General features: G+C 67.7%; 16 protein-coding genes. All 16 read right to left on the bottom strand.

From position 1 onward, the window contains the following. Window positions 1–4: 4 nt before the first annotated feature. The 16 genes from tolQ to pilV all read right to left on the bottom strand — a co-directional run bounded on the left by tolQ (window position 5) and on the right by pilV (window position 16,996). Entirely contained in the window at window positions 5–709 is a 705-nt protein-coding gene (tolQ, locus tag OOT46_RS15065; protein ID WP_265404434.1) for a protein TolQ, read from the bottom strand. Next, window positions 706–1,128 carry a tol-pal system-associated acyl-CoA thioesterase gene (ybgC, locus tag OOT46_RS15070; RefSeq protein ID WP_265404435.1) on the bottom strand — a complete coding sequence of 141 codons (423 nt, stop codon included), beginning with the start codon at window positions 1,126–1,128 and terminating at the stop codon, window positions 706–708. The genes tolQ and ybgC overlap by 4 nt, the downstream gene beginning before the upstream one ends. A 51-nt stretch (window positions 1,129–1,179) precedes the next feature. Next, the gene (locus OOT46_RS15075; RefSeq protein WP_265404436.1) at window positions 1,180–1,629 is read right to left on the bottom strand and encodes a TssQ family T6SS-associated lipoprotein; all 450 of its coding nucleotides are present in this window, start codon (window positions 1,627–1,629) and stop codon (window positions 1,180–1,182) included. Then, the gene (locus OOT46_RS15080) at window positions 1,626–3,230 is read right to left on the bottom strand and encodes a serine/threonine-protein kinase (protein ID WP_265404437.1); all 1,605 of its coding nucleotides are present in this window, start codon (window positions 3,228–3,230) and stop codon (window positions 1,626–1,628) included. The genes OOT46_RS15075 and OOT46_RS15080 overlap by 4 nt, the downstream gene beginning before the upstream one ends. Before the next feature lie 113 nt (window positions 3,231–3,343). Further along, window positions 3,344–4,522, bottom strand: coding sequence for a pyridoxal phosphate-dependent aminotransferase (locus OOT46_RS15085; protein ID WP_265404438.1), 1,179 nt, complete (start codon window positions 4,520–4,522; stop codon window positions 3,344–3,346). Between the two features lie 19 nt (window positions 4,523–4,541). Then, window positions 4,542–5,033 carry a transcription antitermination factor NusB gene (gene nusB, locus OOT46_RS15090; protein WP_265404439.1) on the bottom strand — a complete coding sequence of 164 codons (492 nt, stop codon included), beginning with the start codon at window positions 5,031–5,033 and terminating at the stop codon, window positions 4,542–4,544. Continuing rightward, window positions 5,030–5,494: a 6,7-dimethyl-8-ribityllumazine synthase gene (gene ribH, locus OOT46_RS15095; protein WP_265404440.1), complete on the bottom strand. Its 465-nt coding sequence runs from the start codon at window positions 5,492–5,494 to the stop codon at window positions 5,030–5,032. The genes nusB and ribH overlap by 4 nt, the downstream gene beginning before the upstream one ends. 47 nt (window positions 5,495–5,541) lie before the next feature. Beyond that, window positions 5,542–6,639, bottom strand: a complete 1,098-nt coding sequence (gene ribBA / locus OOT46_RS15100; protein ID WP_265404441.1) for a bifunctional 3,4-dihydroxy-2-butanone-4-phosphate synthase/GTP cyclohydrolase II — start codon at window positions 6,637–6,639, stop codon at window positions 5,542–5,544. Window positions 6,640–6,750: 111 nt separating this feature from the next. After that, entirely contained in the window at window positions 6,751–7,383 is a 633-nt protein-coding gene (locus OOT46_RS15105; protein WP_265404442.1) for a riboflavin synthase, read from the bottom strand. Between the two features lie 53 nt (window positions 7,384–7,436). Further along, window positions 7,437–8,546: a bifunctional diaminohydroxyphosphoribosylaminopyrimidine deaminase/5-amino-6-(5-phosphoribosylamino)uracil reductase RibD gene (gene ribD, locus OOT46_RS15110; RefSeq protein WP_265404443.1), complete on the bottom strand. Its 1,110-nt coding sequence runs from the start codon at window positions 8,544–8,546 to the stop codon at window positions 7,437–7,439. A 17-nt stretch (window positions 8,547–8,563) separates the two neighbouring features. Next, window positions 8,564–9,202, bottom strand: a complete 639-nt coding sequence (locus tag OOT46_RS15115) for a hypothetical protein (protein ID WP_265404444.1) — start codon at window positions 9,200–9,202, stop codon at window positions 8,564–8,566. A 73-nt stretch (window positions 9,203–9,275) separates the two neighbouring features. Then, a complete protein-coding gene (locus tag OOT46_RS15120; RefSeq protein WP_265404445.1) occupies window positions 9,276–9,767 on the bottom strand; it encodes a type IV pilin protein in 492 nt (163 codons plus the stop codon). Window positions 9,768–9,787: 20 nt separating this feature from the next. Then, complete coding sequence (locus OOT46_RS15125) at window positions 9,788–14,593, bottom strand: pilus assembly protein (protein ID WP_265404446.1); 4,806 nt, start codon at window positions 14,591–14,593, stop codon at window positions 9,788–9,790. Window positions 14,594–14,649: 56 nt separating this feature from the next. Continuing rightward, complete coding sequence (locus OOT46_RS15130) at window positions 14,650–15,333, bottom strand: pilus assembly PilX family protein (protein WP_265404447.1); 684 nt, start codon at window positions 15,331–15,333, stop codon at window positions 14,650–14,652. Between the two features lie 5 nt (window positions 15,334–15,338). Continuing rightward, entirely contained in the window at window positions 15,339–16,394 is a 1,056-nt protein-coding gene (locus tag OOT46_RS15135) for a PilW family protein (protein ID WP_265404448.1), read from the bottom strand. Next, on the bottom strand, window positions 16,391–16,996 hold the full coding sequence (gene pilV / locus OOT46_RS15140) for a type IV pilus modification protein PilV (RefSeq protein ID WP_265404449.1): 606 nt from the start codon (window positions 16,994–16,996) through the stop codon (window positions 16,391–16,393). The genes OOT46_RS15135 and pilV overlap by 4 nt, the downstream gene beginning before the upstream one ends. Between the last annotated feature and the right edge of the window lie 6 nt (window positions 16,997–17,002).

Raw genomic sequence — 17,002 nt, forward strand, 5'->3', positions numbered from 1 at the left:
TCCCTTACTGGCCGACCTGCCCGGGAAGACCCGGGGCATGGCCGATGTTGCGGTGCAGGATGTTGGAGAACTCCTCGATGAAGGTCTCCAGCTTGATCGCCACGCGGTCGATGTCGCGGGCGTAGCGGTTGTAGGCGACCACCGCCGGAATGGCGGCGAACAGGCCGATCGCGGTGGCGACCAGGGCCTCGGCGATGCCCGGCGCGACGGTCGCCAGCGTCACCTGCTGCATGTTGGCCAGGCCGGTGAAGGCGTGCATGATGCCCCACACGGTGCCGAACAGGCCCACATAGGGCGCCACCGAGCCGACCGAGGCCAGGAAGGAGAGGTGCGACTCCACCGCGTCCATCTCACGCTGGAAGCTGGCCCGCATCGCGCGGCGAGCGCCGTCGAGCAGGGCGCCGGCGTCGTTGACGCGGCGCTCGCGCAGCTTGAGGAACTCGCGCATGCCGGAGGCGAAGATGCGCTCCATCGGGCCGCCCTTGCGGGGGCTGTCGGAGGCCAGGTTGTAGAGGTCGTTGAGGTTGCGGCCCGACCAGAATTCGCGCTCGAAGTCGTCGTTGAGCCCGCGCACCCGGCCCAGGCCGAAAAACTTGCCGAAGATGACCGTCCAGCTGGCCAGGGACATCAGCAACAGCAAGGCCATCACGATCTTCACCACCAGGGTGGCGTGCAAGATCAGCTGGAAGATGGACAGGTCCTGGTTCATGTCGTTGTTTCCTGGAGTAGTTCTGCTGGAATGCGTCGCGGCCTGAAGGTGGTGGCGTCGACGCAGCCGATTTTGATGTCGCCTTCGGCCACCAGAGTTCCCTGGCGCAGCGCCTGCTGCATGAAATGCAGCGAGGCCGGCGCGGCATGCCGCAGCGCCACGGTGATGTCGAGCTGGTCGTCCAGGCGCGCCGGCTGGCGGTAGCGCACGGCCGTCTGGACCACCACGAACATCACGCCGGCTTCCTGCCTCAGCTTTTCCTGCTCCCAGCCGCGGGCGCGCAGCCACTCGGTGCGGGCGCGCTCGAAAAACTTGAGGTAGTTGGCGTAGAACACGACGCCGCCGGCGTCGGTGTCTTCCCAGTAGATCCGCACTGGGTGGATAAACGGGGTGGGGTCCGCTCGGCGGGCGTCAGGCATGCATCAGGGCGTGGTCGAAGAGCGGCGATTATCGCCGCTGCGGCGAGCGCTTCAGCGCTGGCTGCGCACGAACACCGGTCCCCACAGCGGGTGGCCGGCTTCCGACTTGCTCAACGCGAAGCCCGCGTCGGCCCGCCGCGCGGCGCGGAAAGCGGCTTCGCACAGCGCGGTGCGCTGGCTGGTGCAGTAGATGAAGGCCAGGTATTTGTGGGCCGCGGCGCGGTCTCGCGGGGAGGCCAGGCCGGCCTGCAGGGCGCGATTGAGCTGCCGCTCGGCCTCGGGGTACTGAGCGTCGTCGTAGGCGCGCATGCCGTAGAGCAAGGCCCGCTCGGCCGGCCGCGCCAGCAGGTCGCTGACGCCGGGGGCGGGTGCCGGGGCGGGGGCCGGCGCGCCGGGCGCGGCGGGTGCGGCGGTGGGCGCGGGTTGGGCAGGCTGGGGCACCAGCTCCGCGCAGCCCGCCAGGAGCGCGCACAGAGCGCCGAAAACAAGCAGCTGTCTCATGAACCGAATTTATGTCTGAGGGTCACCGGCTGCGCGGCCGTCACGTTCACCGTGACGGTGTACGGCGGGAATTCGTCGTTGCGGATCGTGATCGTGTGCCGGCCCTCGGACAGGCTCAGGCGGGTCAGCGGCGGCACGGTGCCGGCCGCGACGCCGTCGACCTCGACATGGCCCCAGGGGCTGACCGCCAGGTTCACCTGCCCAGTGGCGGCGGGCAGGCGGCGCACCTCGCCGGCCGCGCTGGCGGCCGATCCGGCCGCCGCCGAGGCGGTCTCCGCGGGAGCGCCGAGCAGGGTCTCGAAGGGGTCGAGCGCCGCCGTGGCCGGCACCTCGCCGGTGGCGGTCGTTGCCACGGCGGACGGCGCCGGTGCAGGCCCGGCCGCCGCCCGGGAGGCGGCCGCGGGCGCCGCGGGGGCCGGCACGAGCAGGTCGCTCAGGTTGATCGCGACGGCGGCGACCACCGCACCGGTCGCCAGCCCGCCCATCACCCAGCGCCGACGCTGGCTGCGGCGCTGCACGCCGGTGACCTCGTCCTGCAGGGCCGCCTCGTTCTGTTCGTCGAGCCAATGGCGCAACTCGCGCGAGAGCACGCGGGCCGAGCGGAAGCGGTCCTCCGGGTCTTTTTCCATGGCGCGTGCGGCGATCGCGGCGAGCGGCGCCGGCACATGCCGGTTGACCTCGTCGGCCGGCAGCGGCGTACGCGTGACCACCGCGGTGGCGATCTCGGTCAGCGTGGCGCCCTGGAAGGGTTTGACGCCGGTGAGCAACTCGTAGAGCACCACGCCCAGCGAGAACACGTCGCAGCGCCGGTCCACGTTCTCATGACGGACCTGCTCGGGGGCCATGTAGTAGGGCGAGCCGGCGACATAGTCGTCGCCGCCGGAGCTGCCGCTTTCCTGCTGGCTGGCGACCTGGGCGATGCCGAAGTCCAGCACCTTGGGCTGGGTGCGACCGACCATGAAGATGTTGGCGGGCTTGACGTCGCGGTGCACCACACCGCGCGAGTGCGCATAGGACAGCGCGTCGGCGGCGCGGCGGATGATCAATGCGGCCTCCACCGGGGTGGGGCGCCAGCCTTCCTTGAGCAGTTGCCGCAGGTCCTTGCCCTTGAGCAGTTCCATCGCGATGTAGGCGCCCTGCGGGCTGGTGCCGGCATCGAAGACGGTGACGATGTGCGGGTGGTTGAGGCCGCCGGCCGCGCGCGCCTCGTTCAGGAACATCTCGTTGAACTGCTCGCGGGCCTCGGGCGACAGGTCCAGGCTCAGGGTCTTGATGGCGACCAGGCGGGTCAGCAGCGGGTCGTGAGCAGCATACACCGTGCCCAGGCCGCCCTCGCCGAGGCGGTACTTGAGCGCGTAGCGGCCGATGTAGCCGATCGTGGGCAGGTCGTCGTAGACCGGGGCGCGGCCGTTACCGCGGGCCGCTGCCGTGCCGAGCAGGTCGTCGGCATCGGGGCCGAAGACCGAGGCGTCGCTGCCGTCGGGATGCAGGGGCGTCGGCGCCGTCACGCTCGGCTCCTCCTGCCCGGCCCTGAGGGCGGCACGTTCGGCCTCCAGGGCCTGTTCAGGCGTGAGGGCAAAGACGGTCTTCTGGAATTCCACGGCGCCAGCTTAGACGAAGCAATAGACGTGCTCAACACAAGGAACCGTGACAAATGTCCCCTAAAGGGGTGCGTTGGGTAACGTCCTGTGACGCAGTGCTCAGGACGCTCACGTCAAAGCACGTTCTTCAGGCGGTCGACGGCTTCCTCGAGCGAGCCCATGCGGCTCGCATAGGAGAGGCGAATGTAGCGCTCGGTGCCGTGGCTGCCGAAGTCGCGCCCCGGGGTGATGGCGAGCTGGGCCCGCTGCATCAGGTCGAACACGAACTCCCAGCTGCTGGCGTGATGGGCCGAACAGTCGGCCCAGGCATAGAAGGCGCCGTCGGGCAGCACCGGCACACGCAGTCCCAGGCCGTCGAGCGCCGGCACCAGGTAGTCGCGGCGACGCCGGAACTCGGCGCGGCGGCGCTCGAACTCGGCCAGGCTCTCCGCCTCGAAGCAGGCCAGCGCGGCGCGCTGCGCCACCGCGGAAGCGCAGATGTAGAGGTTCTGCGCCAGCTTTTCCACCACCGGCACCATGGCCTCGGGCACCACCATCCAGCCCAGCCGCCAGCCGGTCATGCTGAAGTACTTCGAGAAGCTGTTGAGGGTGACGATGTCTTCGCCGAGCGCCAGCGCGGTCTGGCCGTAGGTGTCGTCGAAGCTCAGACCCAGGTAGATCTCGTCCACCAGCGTGACGCCGCCGCGCGAGCGCACGAACTCGGCGATGCGGCGCATCTCGTCGGGGTGGATGGAGGTGCCCGTCGGGTTCGAGGGCGAGGCCAGCAGCACGCCGCGGCTGCGTTCGCCCCAGGCCGCCTGGACGGCGGCTGCGCTCAACTGGAAGCGCTGCTCGGGCCCGCTGGGCAGCAGCACCGCGCGTCCCTGGGCGGCCGCGACGAAGTGGCGGTTGCAGGGGTAGCTGGGGTCCGGCATCAGGACCTCGTCGCCGGCGTCGACCAGTGCCAGGCAGGCCAGCTGCAGCGCCCCGGACGCGCCGGCCGTGACCACGATACGCCGCGCCGGCACCTGCACGCCGAAGCGCGAGCGGTACCAGCCGCTGATGGCCTCGCGCAGCTCGGGCAGGCCGAGCGCCGGCGTGTACTGGGTCAGGCCGTCGACCACGCAGCGCTGCGCGGCCTCCTGCACCAGCGGCGCCGCGGTGAAGTCGGGTTCGCCGATGTTGAGGTAGATCATGGGGCGGCCGCCGCGCGCGGGGTCGCAGGCGGGGCTGCGGGCCAACTCGTCGGCGGCCTTCGCGCACTCCATGACGTAGAAGGGCTCGATGAGCCCGGTGCGCTCTGCAAACTTCATCGGGGCCACCGGAAGCGGTTCAGCGGCGGGCGTTGCGGGCGGCGTCGACCTCGACCGGGCGCAGCTCGGCGGCTGCCTTGTCGAGCACGCCGTTGACGTACTTGTGGCCATCGGTGCCGCCGAAGCTCTTGGCCAGTTCGACCGCCTCGTTGATCGCGACCTTGTAGGGGATGTCGATGCAGTGCTTGAGTTCGTAGGCGCCGATCATCAGCACGCCGTGCTCGACCGGCGACAGCTCGGTGGTCTTGCGGTCGACGTGGCGGGCCAGCGTGGCGTCGATGTCGGCGGCATCGCGGATGCAGCCGTGCAGCAGCGCGTCGAAGTGCGCCGCGTCGGCCTTGCCGAAACCTTCGATCTCGCGCACATGGGCCTCGATCTCTGCGGCATCGCTGCCCGAGACCAGCCACTGGTAGAGCCCCTGCAGGGCCAGTTCACGCGAGCGGCGGCGCGCCGACTTCTGCGGCGGGCGCTTGCCCTGCGGCTTGCCTGCGGGTTTGTCGTCGCTGCTCACGTCAGGTCTTCCAGGAGGTTGGCCATCTCGACCGCCACGCGGGCGGCATCGCGGCCTTTTTCTTCGGTGCGGGCCCAGGCCTGTGCCTCGTTCTCGACCGTCAGGATGGCATTGGCGATGGGCAGCTGGTGATCCAGCGAGACCCGGGTAACGCCGGCGCCGCTCTCGTTGGCGACCAGCTCGAAATGGTAGGTCTCGCCGCGGATGATGCAGCCCAGCGCGATCAGCGCATGGAAACGTTCGCTCTCGGCCATGGCCTGCAGCGCCACCGGCACTTCGAGCGCACCGGGTACCAGCACGTGCTCGATGTGCCGGGAGGCGACCTTCAGCGCGTGCAGCTCCGCCAGGCAGGCCTCGGCGAGCTTGGACGTGATGGCTTCGTTGAAACGCGCCTGCACGATGCCGATGCGCAGGTCCTCGCCGTCGAGGTCGCTGGCCTGGCCTTTGTCTGCGCCTTGCATGATGAAAATGTCCTTGGAATGGGGTTCAGTGGGGGCGGGAGGGGCGCTCAGGCCTCGGGACCGAAAAAGCCGGTCACTTCCAGGCCGTAACCCACCATGCTCGGCATCCGGCGCGGACTGCCGAGCAGCTTCATGCGGGTGACGCCGAGGTCGCGCAGGATCTGCGCGCCCACGCCATAGGTGCGCAGGTCAATCTGGCCGCGCTGACGCGAGCGCTCGGCCGCCTCGGGCTGGAAGTGCTCCAGCAGGTCCTCGACGCTCTCGCCGCAGTTGAGCAGCACCGCAACGGCGCTGGGCTCCTGCTGCAGGCGCGCCAGCGCCTTGCCGAGCGGCCAGGAGTGGCTGCATTCGCCGGCGTCGAGCAGGTCGAACACTGACAGCGGCTCGTGCACGCGCACCGCCACTTCGTCGTTTTCGCTCCAGCGGCCGTGCGTGAGGGCCAGGTGCAGGCCCTCCGAGCGGTCGCGGTAGGCGATGCAGCGGAACTCGCCCTGGGCGGTGCGCAAGGTGCGTTCGCCGGCACGCTGGACCAGGGTTTCGTTGCGGCTGCGGTATTCGATCAGGTCGGCGATGGTGCCGATCTTCAGGCCGTGTTCGCGCGCAAAGACCTCCAGGTCCGGCAGGCGTGCCATGGTGCCGTCGTCGTTCATGATCTCGCAGATCACGGCGGCGGGCGTGAGGCCCGCCATGCCGGCGAGGTCGCAGCCCGCCTCGGTGTGACCGGCGCGCATCAGCACGCCGCCTTCCTGGGCCTGCAGCGGGAAGATGTGGCCGGGCTGCACCAGGTCGCGCGCGGTCGCCTCGCGCGCCACTGCGGCCCGCACGGTCTGGGCCCGGTCGGCCGCCGAGATGCCGGTGGTGACGCCCGTGGCTGCCTCGATCGAGACCGTGAAGGCGGTGCCGTGCCGGGTGCCGTTGCGGGTCGCCATCGGCGGCAGCTGCAGCCGTTCGCAGCGTTCCTTCGTGAGGGTCAGGCAGATCAGCCCGCGGCCGTACTTGGCCATGAAGTTGATCGCCTCGGGCGTGACATGGTCCGCAGCGAGCACCAGGTCGCCTTCGTTTTCGCGGTCTTCCTCATCGACGAGGATGACCATGCGGCCGGCCGCCAGCTCGGCGATGATTTCGGGGACGGGAGAGATGGGCATGATGGGAGGCAATTGTAAGTGGGCCGGCATGGCACGCGCCGGCCAGGGGCGCTGCAAGGGGCCCTGCGCCGGGAGCCGCAGGACCCCGGCGGCCCGGGATGGCGATGAGGCTCAGGCGGCGGGTGGCAGCCCGGTGGTCAGCATGCGTTCGACATAGCGGGCGATCAGGTCGATCTCCAGGTTCACGCGCGACCCGACCTTGAGCAAGCCCAGCGTGGTGTGCGAGACCGTGTGGGGGATCAGGTTGATGCTGAACTCCGCGCCTTCGGGCAGGTCGACCACCCGGTTCACGGTCAGGCTGACCCCATTGACCGTGACCGAGCCCTTGTAGGCAATGAATTTGCGCAGCTCGGTCGGTGCCAGCACCCTCAGCTCCCAGGACTCGCCCAGCTGGGCGAAGTGCGTCACGCTGCCGAGGCCGTCGACATGGCCGCTGACCATGTGGCCGCCGAGGCGGTCCAGCGGACGCATTGCCTTCTCCAGATTGACCGGCCCGGGCCCGTCGAGGCCGGCGGTGCGCGCCAGGCTTTCCTGCGAGACGTCAACGGTGAAGGTGTTGCTGGCCAGGTCGATCGCGGTGGCCGTCATGCAGGCGCCGTTGAGCGCGATGCTGTCGCCGAGCTGGACGTCGTCCAGATAGCCGGTGGGGGCCCGGACGGCCAGACGCCGGCCGTGTGCCGCGCTGTCGCCGAGGAGGGTGGCGGAGGTGACCTCGCCGGTCGCGGTGATGATGCCGGTAAACATGGCGCTATTGTCGCAGGCCGGGCGCTGCAGTGCAGCAAACGTGTCGCAGATGATCAGAACCGGTCGTGGCCCTCGACCCGGGCCAGGATGCGCAGGTCGGGGCCGACCGGCCGGGTGTCGAGCAGTCGCAGCGAAACGCCTTGCGCCAGCGTTTCGAGCGGGCCCCATTGCAGCATGTCGCGGCCCCGGCCCAGCAGCTTCGGCGCCAGGTAGACGAGGAACTCGTCGGCCAAGCCGTGGGCCACCAGGGCGCCTGCGAGTGTGGGGCCGGCCTCGACGTGCAGGTCGCCGGTGCCGCTGCGGGCCAGGTGCTGCAGCGTCGCCGGCAGGTCGACCCGGCCGTCCGGCCCGGGCAGCGGGACGATCTCCACGCCGGCCTCGGCCAGCGCGTCAATCTTGGCGCGCTCGTCCGACGCGGTGTAGACCCGCAGGCGGCCGGGTGGGGCGACGATGCGCGCGTCCGGCCTCAGGGTCAGCTCGGAGTCGAGCACCACCCGCAGCGGTTGCCGGGCCGCGCCGGCCAGGCGCACGTCCAGGCGCGGGTCGTCCGCCTGCACGGTGCCGCTGCCGGTCAGGATCGCGCAGGCCTGGGCGCGGAAGCGCTGACCGTCCTCGCGGGCCTCGGGGGAGGTGATCCACTGGCTGATGCCGTTGTCGAGCGCAGTGCGCCCGTCCAGCGAGGCGGCGATCTTCACGCGCACCCAGGGCCGGCCGCGCTGGATGCGGCTGAAAAAGCCCAGGTTCATCTCGCGGGCCGGTTCCGCCAGCAGCCCGACCTGGACCTCCACCCCGGCGTTTCGCAGGCGTGCGAAGCCGGCGCCCGCCACGGCGGGGAAAGGATCCTCGAGTGCGGCGACGACACGCTTGACGCCGGCCCGGATGAGCGCGTCGGCACAGGGGCCGGTGCGGCCGTGATGGGCACACGGTTCCAGGGTGACGACGGCCGTCGCGCCGGACAGCGTATGGCCTCGGGCGCGCGCGTCCTTCATCGCGGAGATCTCCGCGTGGTCCGACCCGGCCGCCTGGGTGTGGCCTTCGCCGATGACCGCCCCCTCGGAGGACAGCAGGACGCAGCCGACGCTGGGATTGGGCGAGGCGATGGGTTTGGCCAGCGCGGCCAGGTCCAGGGCTCGCTGCATCAGGGCGTCTAAGGGTGCCGGCATGCGTTCTGAAGTTGGGTTCAAGGAGGTCGTGTGTCGATGACCAGCTCGATGGTCTGCTGCATCCGCACCGGCCGCCCCTGCCGCAGGGCCGGGGCGAAGCGCGTCAGCGGCAGGGGGGCGAACAGCGCTTGCGGCCAGTCTCCGGACGGGGTCGCGGACAGGAGCTCCCACCGATCGACATGGCCGTCCGCGGAAATCCACAAGTGAAGCACCGCCCGGTGGGCATCGAGGCCGGTCAGCGATGCTACATCGATCTGGAGTTCCGGCTCGGGCATTGCCTTGCGTTCGACCTCGTGGGGCCACCAATAGTGCAGGGTGTCGTCGTCCGGCGCAGCTGCCGAAGCCGGGTCGCCGGGCGGCTCGGCCGCCGACCTCGACGTGTCGGTGGCGGCTGGCGCGGGAGCTGAAGACGCGCCGCTGGCGACAGGGACGGGGGCGAGGGGTGCCTCGCCGCGGCCGAGTGGCGGTGCCGTGTCGGCCGGAAGCAAGACGGGAATGGCCGGCTCGGCCGCGGGAGGCGCGGGCAGCGGCGACACGACGGTCGCGACCGTCGTACGAGGTGGGGGGGAGAGGCGGTGGGCGGGAACCGGCGAGGGCAGCAACAGGCCGACGCCGAGGTGGACAGCGAGCGCCAGCATCACGCAGCCGCACAGCATGGCACGGCGCCGCCACGGCGCGGCTTCCCCGGCGCGAGCCGACCTGCGCTTCACTCCGGCTCGAAAAAAGGGATCAGCGCCAGCACGCCTCCGCGGCCGCCTCCGCGGTGGCATAGCGGGTGCTGTCGTAGTTGGCCACGGACTTTCGGCCGGTCCCTTCCAACTGGAAGTCACCGCACTTGTCGTTGTGGGCCCCGCCGGTGCGTGTGGCCCTCAGGGTGTAGGTGGTCTCGTCCACGTCGGACAGCGCGATGTTGTACGCCGCGCTGCCCTCTCCGGCGGCAGGGGCGGTCGAGAAGGGTTGGTCCGCCAACAGATCCGCGACGTCGGTTCCCGCGCTGTTCTCGTCGTAGCGGTAGTTTTCGCTGTAGAACCTCTCCATCCATTGCTGGGCCGCCAGCAGCTGGGTGCGTGCCTGTGCCCTCCGGCCCTTCGCGATGTACTCGGTGTAGGAGGGGTAGGCGATCGCGGAGAGGATGGCGACGACGGCGACCGTGATCATCAATTCGATGAGGGTAAAGCCGAGTGCCGGGTGTCGGCGAGATGTGATGCCGCTCGAGGACATGGGGTCTCCTGCTGCCATTCTCAGTAGGTCTTCAAGCCGGGGATCTCGCGCCACTGGATGCGAGCCTGGTTCGCGGAGAAACAGAGGTTGCGCTCCTCACCGCGGCCGACCACGCGCACCAGCTGGAACCCCGCCGGACAGGCGCCGGGTTGGGGCGCCTCGCCCGCGTCGTCCTTGTCACCATCGCCGTTGCGGTCCTCACCATTCGTCCCGGTCGAGCGGGTGGAGCCGTCACGGACGATACGCACGCGCTGATCGGCGCTCGCCACCCCGACCACATAAACCGTTCGCGTCGTGCCGTCCGGGTCGGTCACAGTGTAGCTGCCCAGGGTGTCTGCGTTCGGAAGTCCGGTCACGGGATCCACCAGGTACAGGCTCGCCGGCGGCGTCCTGAAGCAAAGGTTCTGGCTCGCGTCGGCGGGCCGCACGGTGGTGAAGGCAATGGTGCCTTCACGCAGCTCGGGATTGCTCAACACCATCTCCGACGTTCCGGTGCCGCTGCCGGTGGCCGGAAAGTCGAGGTACCAGCCATCCTGGGTGGTCCAGTCGATGGCGCTGCCGCTGGTGACGCGCAAGGTGCCATCGGTCTGGCGCTGCAGCTGGCGTCGCGCCAGCGTGCTGATCGATTGCGGAAGCGCACGCCCGCGAGGCGTGGTGGAGAACTCGCGGCGGTCCCAGATGCCATACATCCGGTTCGCCCGGTTGCTGCTCGGGAAATCGCCGCTGAGGAGGGCCCGCCCGGTGCCGGCGACGACCATCGTTCCGCCGAAGGGCGGGAAGGAGATCGCCGGGGCCGTCGTGAAGGGCAATTCGGTCGAGCCGTCGCGCGCCTTGAACAAGGGTTCAGCAACGCCGGTGCTGGTGCGGAAGGCCGACTTCCATTGGGATGGATCGCTGCTGCTGATGTCGAACTTCCAGAGGTTGCCGCGCAGGTCGGTGGCGTAGACGATGTCGGCGGTGCCGTTGTTGTCCTTGTCGACCCAGGTGGCGCCCATCAATCCGTTGTTGCCGGTGACGCCGGTATCCAGCTTGTAGTAGTTCGGTTGTGCGCCGCCGGCCGACCAGGCCCCGGTGCCCGGGCCTTCGGCCGACAGGATGAACAAGACCGCCTTGCCGGACGTCGAGCCGTACCCGTTGGGCACCAGCACGCCGAACTTGCCGTTGTTCATGTGCATGATCGGCGAGGCCTGGCGGCTCTGGGTATGCAGGGTCGCCTCGCTGAGGACGTGGCCGAGATCAGGGTCGTCCGTCGACGTCATCATCCACTTGAAGACGTTGTTGGCGCCCGTTTCCGTCAAGTTGCTGAGGCTCGTGACATCGAGCGCGAACACGGCGCGCCCGCCACGGCCGAGGCTGCTGAACAGATAGGTCTTCCATTCGCGGGATTCGCCGGTGCCGATCAGGACGTCGCCGGTGTAGGGCGATCCGTCCATCAGCGCATCGATGGTCGTGCTGTAGTCGGCGGACAGCCGCAGCCGGTTCGCCAAAGGGCTGGGAACATAGGAAAGGACAGGATCACCGACATCGGTCAACAGCTCACCGCTGTCATCCGCACCGTCGGCTTTGAACGCATGCAGCATACCGTCGTTCGCGCCGACCCACAGCAGGTTGCGGCGTGAGCCGTTGCCGACGACGAAGTCGAAATACGAAGGGGTGTCCGCGTCGAACTGGGAGGCCAAGAAGCGGGCGCTGGGTCGCGTCTGTATCCAGGGCGAGGAATTGACCACCGTGCCCATGATGTTGCTCGAATTGCGGACCCGGAACTTGCCGCTGCTCGCTTCGTTGGTGCGGTCGCCGCGCACGAAGTCGACGAGCTGATCGCCCCATGTCTCCTTCTCTGCGCGCTCAGCGGCGGGCAAGCCGCTGAGGTTGACGCCCACAATGGCGTTCTTGTAGTTTTGGCTGAGGTTGTCCCAGTTGAACGGGAGGCCTTGCGGTCCGTCGGCGGTCAGGTCATTGGTGATGACCTGACGGTTGGTGGCGGTCGTGAGGTTGGCGCCTGCATCCCAGGTCGTGGTCGACGTGAAGTCGCCGCTGGGCAAGAGCCGGTAGGCACGCACCGTTCCGCTCTTGGAGGCCGGTTCGAACTCCGCGACATACTTGAAGCTGTTGGTCTGCAGCTGCGACGACGAGACGGCCGGCGCCGCGTTCGACGCAGCGACGATCTGCTCCAGCGTTTCGCGCAGCTGTCGTTCCAGCAGTTCCGGGCGGCGGGCGAGGAAGTAGCCGTCAGGCTCTCCGTCGCTGCAGGCCCGGCCAGTGCTGCCCCCGCAAGTCTGGCCGTCGTTGCGGCGCACGTCCCAGGTGTCGGGGTTGGTCGGCAGGGTGGCGTTTTTCGAGTCGAAGCTGCCGTACTTCGCGACATACCAGAGCGGGTCGCGCAACATGACGTTCTCGACGCCGCTCATCGTGAAGGTTCTCGTCTGCGTGCGGTAGGAGCTGGCCTGGTCCCAGGTGCTGGAGCCGATGCCTGCGTTGACGAAGGTGCACCGGTTGCTGCGGGCGCTGGAGTTGGTGCAGTCCCCGGCGTCGGCAAAGGTGTTGATGCCGTGCGTCAGATAACGTCCGTCGGCGTTCGTTCCGATGACGCTGAAACCGTGGCTGCCTTTCGCGCCGGCGTCGACATTGAGAATGTCCGTGGTGATCTGCAACTCGTTGCTGCCGATGATGTCGTAGCGCAGGAAACCAACGATGTCCATGTCGTAGTCGCCGCCGAACTGCGCATCGTTCCATGTGACAACAAAGGCGCCGTGAGTGGCCGAGGCGCTCAGGGTCCGGAAGGTGAGCATGGCGCCGGGCATCAATTGGCCCGGATATTTGTCCTTGCGAGACTGCGGGCTGACGTGGGCGCTCATGTTCCAGGCGCTTTCCGGCGTGATGTAGACAAACCGGTTGGTGCCCGGGATCTTCACCTCGATGCGAGCGACCCCGCCGGCCAGCGATGCGGCATAGGTTTTGACTTTGAGTGCGGTCGAGGGAAGGTCGCTAGGCCGCTCCGCCGCGGACAGCGTCTTGATGTTGGAGGTGTTGGCATACAGCGCCGCGCCGGCTGCCAGATAGGATCCCTTGACCCCTGGCGCTTCCGGGCAGATGCCGGTGACCGACGCCAGGTTGGTGAGTGTCTTGCCGGAACAATCCTGGCCGAAGTCACCAGAGACCGATCCGACCGAGCGCAACGTGTTGTTCAGGTTCTCTTGCGCGCCGATGACGTTGGTGTATTGGGCGAGATCGCCGCGGCTCCTGTTGGGCAGTGCACTGACCGTGCCGCCGCCCTCAAACCAGGTGCCGGCTTCGGTGTCGTAGCTCAGTGCACCGCTGGAGATCGCCAGCACGTTCATCGGGCGGCACACCGCGTTCCCGTAGGCGCTGCGTCGTGCTGCGGTGTCCGTCAGCGGGTCTTGCCAGCTGATGCCGGTCGGCATGCCGAGCGCGGCGTCCCGGGTGGTGGCCGGGCTGGGTGTCGCAAGCCCGGCGTAGTAGCGCAGGGACTGCACGATCATCTCGCCCATCGGGTTGCCCCAGGCAGGGAACCGACCGTTGGTCATTTCGCTTGGCAGCGCCCAGGTCAAACCCCCGTTGGCTTCGGTATCGTAGGCCGATGCACCGTAGAGCACCACGCTGTCGAGGGCTGCGATCGCTCCCTTCACGACGTCGCCGCAGCCTCCCAGGTGACAGAACCGCCCCGTGGTGGCGTCGATCTCGTTGTTCATGCTGCCCATGTTTTTCCGCAGGGCACCAAACTGCAGGTTCGAGTCGTAGCTTCCGGTGATCATGCCGAATTCGCTTCGCGCCGCAGACGTGGCGGTTTCGCTGAGGCCGAATTCCTGCAGGAGACCGAAGGGCTTGTGGTTGGAGCCGTAGGCCTTGCACCGCAACTGCTCCTCGCCGAGCAAGGACGGGACGCAGACCTTGACGCGCACCGTCAGCTCGGGACCGACGCCGCTATAAACGGCGCCATCGGCGCTGGCCTGGTTCGAGGGGATGGTCGATTCGTGAGGCAGAGCGGTGGCCGTGCCGGGCACGGTGGCGCCGCCCAAGGCCGAGTCCCGGAAATAACCCCGCACCTTGCCGCCGAAATTCGCACGGTCGGTCCCTTCCTCCTTCCAGCGGCACACCGTGCCACCGATCGTGGCCCACAGGCTGTAGTTGCCTTTCGCGAGACGGATGACCGGATTGCCGCCGGAGCCGCTGGACGACGAACGGTTGCAGATCGTCAGGCCGTAGTAGTTGCCGCTTTTTGTCAGCGCGGAGACCGAATAAGGGGTGTAGTCGTCGATGTCGGTGCCTGCGTAGAACTTGACGAAGGAGTGGGAGTCCTGCGACAGGTTGGCCCGCTCCAGCACCGTATCCGTGACGGTGTCGGTGGAACGTTTGCCGCCGTACAGCATCTTGCGCACGACGTCGAGGCGCGTCATCGTGGCCCAGTTCAGGAAGTTTCCGCTCCACTCGGTCGAACCGGTGCAGGTATACCGGTTGGTGCTGACGACGGCGAGTGCCGACGGATTGAAGCGGTTGTTGGAGGTGTCGTACGTGTAGCACTTCGTCGCGTCGAAGTAGCCGTAGTACTTATAGGTGGGCTTGAAGGTGAAGTCGATGACGTTGTCGCCATCAATGTCCTCGTAGTCCGTGTAGATGGGGGCAAAGAGGGTGTGATCGCGCGAGGCGGCGATCATCATCATCGGCTTCGTGCCCTCGGCTGCGATGTTCGGCGGCACCGCGTTCATCGAGGTCGAATTGAACAAAGTCGTCGTCGCCCAGGCCGCCTGAGGCAGGGGGGTCAATGCGACGATCAGCAAGGAGCAGACGATTTTTTTCAGCTTGGACATCTCGGGCCTCGGCTGGTGGGAAAGAGAGGACGGGGCGGACCGCGATCGGGCAGCGATCAAAAGCCCGGATTGAAGGGCCGGAAATAGCTTTGCAGCACAACTTGCGTGGCTTGGCTATAGCCGAACCCGCGTGCCGAAATCCGGAAATAATCCGTGTTGCCCCGATGGATGTATTCGATCAGGTACTCGGGCTGGCGGGCGACGCCAGTGAGCATCGGCGCTCCGGTGAAGGTGCCGAGAGGCACCGCGCCGGTGAAGGTGGCGCAGGTACCGGTGCTGGTCCGCGACGGCTTGGTCGCGAAATTGTTGTTCCACAGTCCGCCTTTGGACTCTGGCCACCAGGGTTCGCCGGTTTCGCTGTCCGCGGTCGCTGTCGAGTAATCGGCCGCCTGGTAGTAGTCGAGGCCGAATTCGCACTGACCGCGCAGGCAAGTGCGCTGAAAGGAACTGGCGCCGAACACCACCGGTCGTTCGTAGAGGGTCCTCGTGCAGGGGGCGTTTGCACGCGGTTCATGGTTGGGCAGCATGATGTCTCGCTCCGCATCCCGCAGGGCCGCTTCGGCGGCTTGCCGGGCCACCTGCGCATCCAGCTGGTTGCGCGCCATGCGTTCGGAGACGATGACGTTGCGTGCCCCGAACACCCCAATGGCCGTCACCGCTAGCAAAAAGATCAACACGACAACGAGCGCAACGCCGCGTTGTGAAGAGTCATGGTTCAAGGGACTGCGAAAGCGCTGCATGGCTGTCAGTCGTTGGGAGTGACGGGATAGGTCTGCGACAGGTGGTTGCGGACGGCGAATACCTGACGGAACACCTTTCTGAGGACGCGATCCGTCGGTGTCTGGGTGGTGCCAGAGCAATCGGTGTATTGGAAGGGAGCAGCGTCCGCGCTTTCCATCTTGACGCTGGCCAGCGATCGCACGACCAGGCACACCTCGACGGCAACGACCCGTGACCAACCGTCCCGGGCCACCCCGTTGATCACCACGTCATCGGCGCTGGTGACATCGGCGGCAGAGAGAAAGGTATCGGGTTGAAGGGTGGTCGCGTCGGTGAAGACGCCGTAGCGGAAGCGGAGTTCTTCAATACCCGCAACGACGGGCTCGTAGGCATCGTCGGCGGTGGTCCCGCCATTGCCGTTGCAACTCAATCCGAAGGTGCTGATGCTTTGGTTGTCGATATTGAAGGTCACCGGCTTCAGCGTGTACTGGTTCGAGACGAACAGGGGGCGAAGAGGTGGCGCGCCTTCGGCCTGCGCACGCTGTGCCGCGGTGGTTCGGCTGGCGTTGACCGCTGCTTCGGAGACCAACTGCCGTTCGCAGTCGGTGCGCTGTCCGATATCACGCGACAGGGCGTCGTTGGTGTAGTAATTGACCACCAGTGTGTCCGCCGCGGGGGCCGGGGACGCATGCGCTTCGCACGCCAAGGTGGTGGCCTTGAAATTGGCGTTATTGCATCCGAACAGCCCGGCGTCGAATGCATCGTTCGCCGGGTCGGTGCCGAGCGGGTTGGTGTAGCCGGAAAGGACGTTCTCGGTGTCCTGGGTCGGATCGTCGATGCGCACCGCAGGGTAGAAGCCCGCATTTTCCAGCTCGCGCCCCAGCATCTCCAGCGCGAACTGGCCGCTTTCGTTCATCGCGACGAACTCGTCGCTCGATCGCTGGGTCTGCCGGCTGGCGAGGTAGAGATAGGCGGCGGCGGCAACGACGATCAGGTTGATCGCGATGGCGACCAGCAATTCCACCAGGGACAGGCCCTGCTGGCGTGGGCGAAAGGGCCGGTGCATACGACGGACGCTCATGGAAACACCGTGAAGTTGGCGCACCGTACGCCGGCTGGGGCCGCCACCGCGGTCGGGCAGCAGGACTGGCGCAGCATGCGATTGTCGTCGTCGTCCTCGGGCGCCGTCGGGCAGACAGGAGCGCTCTGCAACTCGCCTCCGCTCAGGAAGTCCTTGTCGAACCACATCAAGGTGACGTTCATGCCGGTATTGAGGTTGCCGCTCAGGTTGACCGAACCACGCGGCATCAGCGTGCGAACATGGTTGCGCCACGCCTCGATGTCGTAAGTGGCTCTTTGCGTCGGCGTGCACGTCGTGGTGCTGCAATCCCTCGTGACTTCGTCGACCTCGTCCTGCGCCGTCCAGGTCGCGGTATACGAGTAAGGGCTGTTGGTCACGGTCATGTCGTAACCGGGCACCATCGAAAGATTGCTGCGCAAGCGGTCGGAGATGTCGGACAAGGCGACCGACAGCGAGGCCCGCGAGGCGCTTCCGACCTGGAAGCGGACGGATTGCGCCTGCAGGCCCAGCACCCCGAGCAGGCCAAGAGAAAGGATCAGCAGCGAGACCAGCACCTCGATGAGCGTGACCCCCGAGGCGGTTTTTTTGGGCGGTTGATGCATGGCTAT

This window comes from Aquabacterium sp. A7-Y (genome assembly GCF_026153205.1).
In the GTDB taxonomy this organism is placed as follows: Bacteria; Pseudomonadota; Gammaproteobacteria; order Burkholderiales; family Burkholderiaceae_C; genus Caldimonas.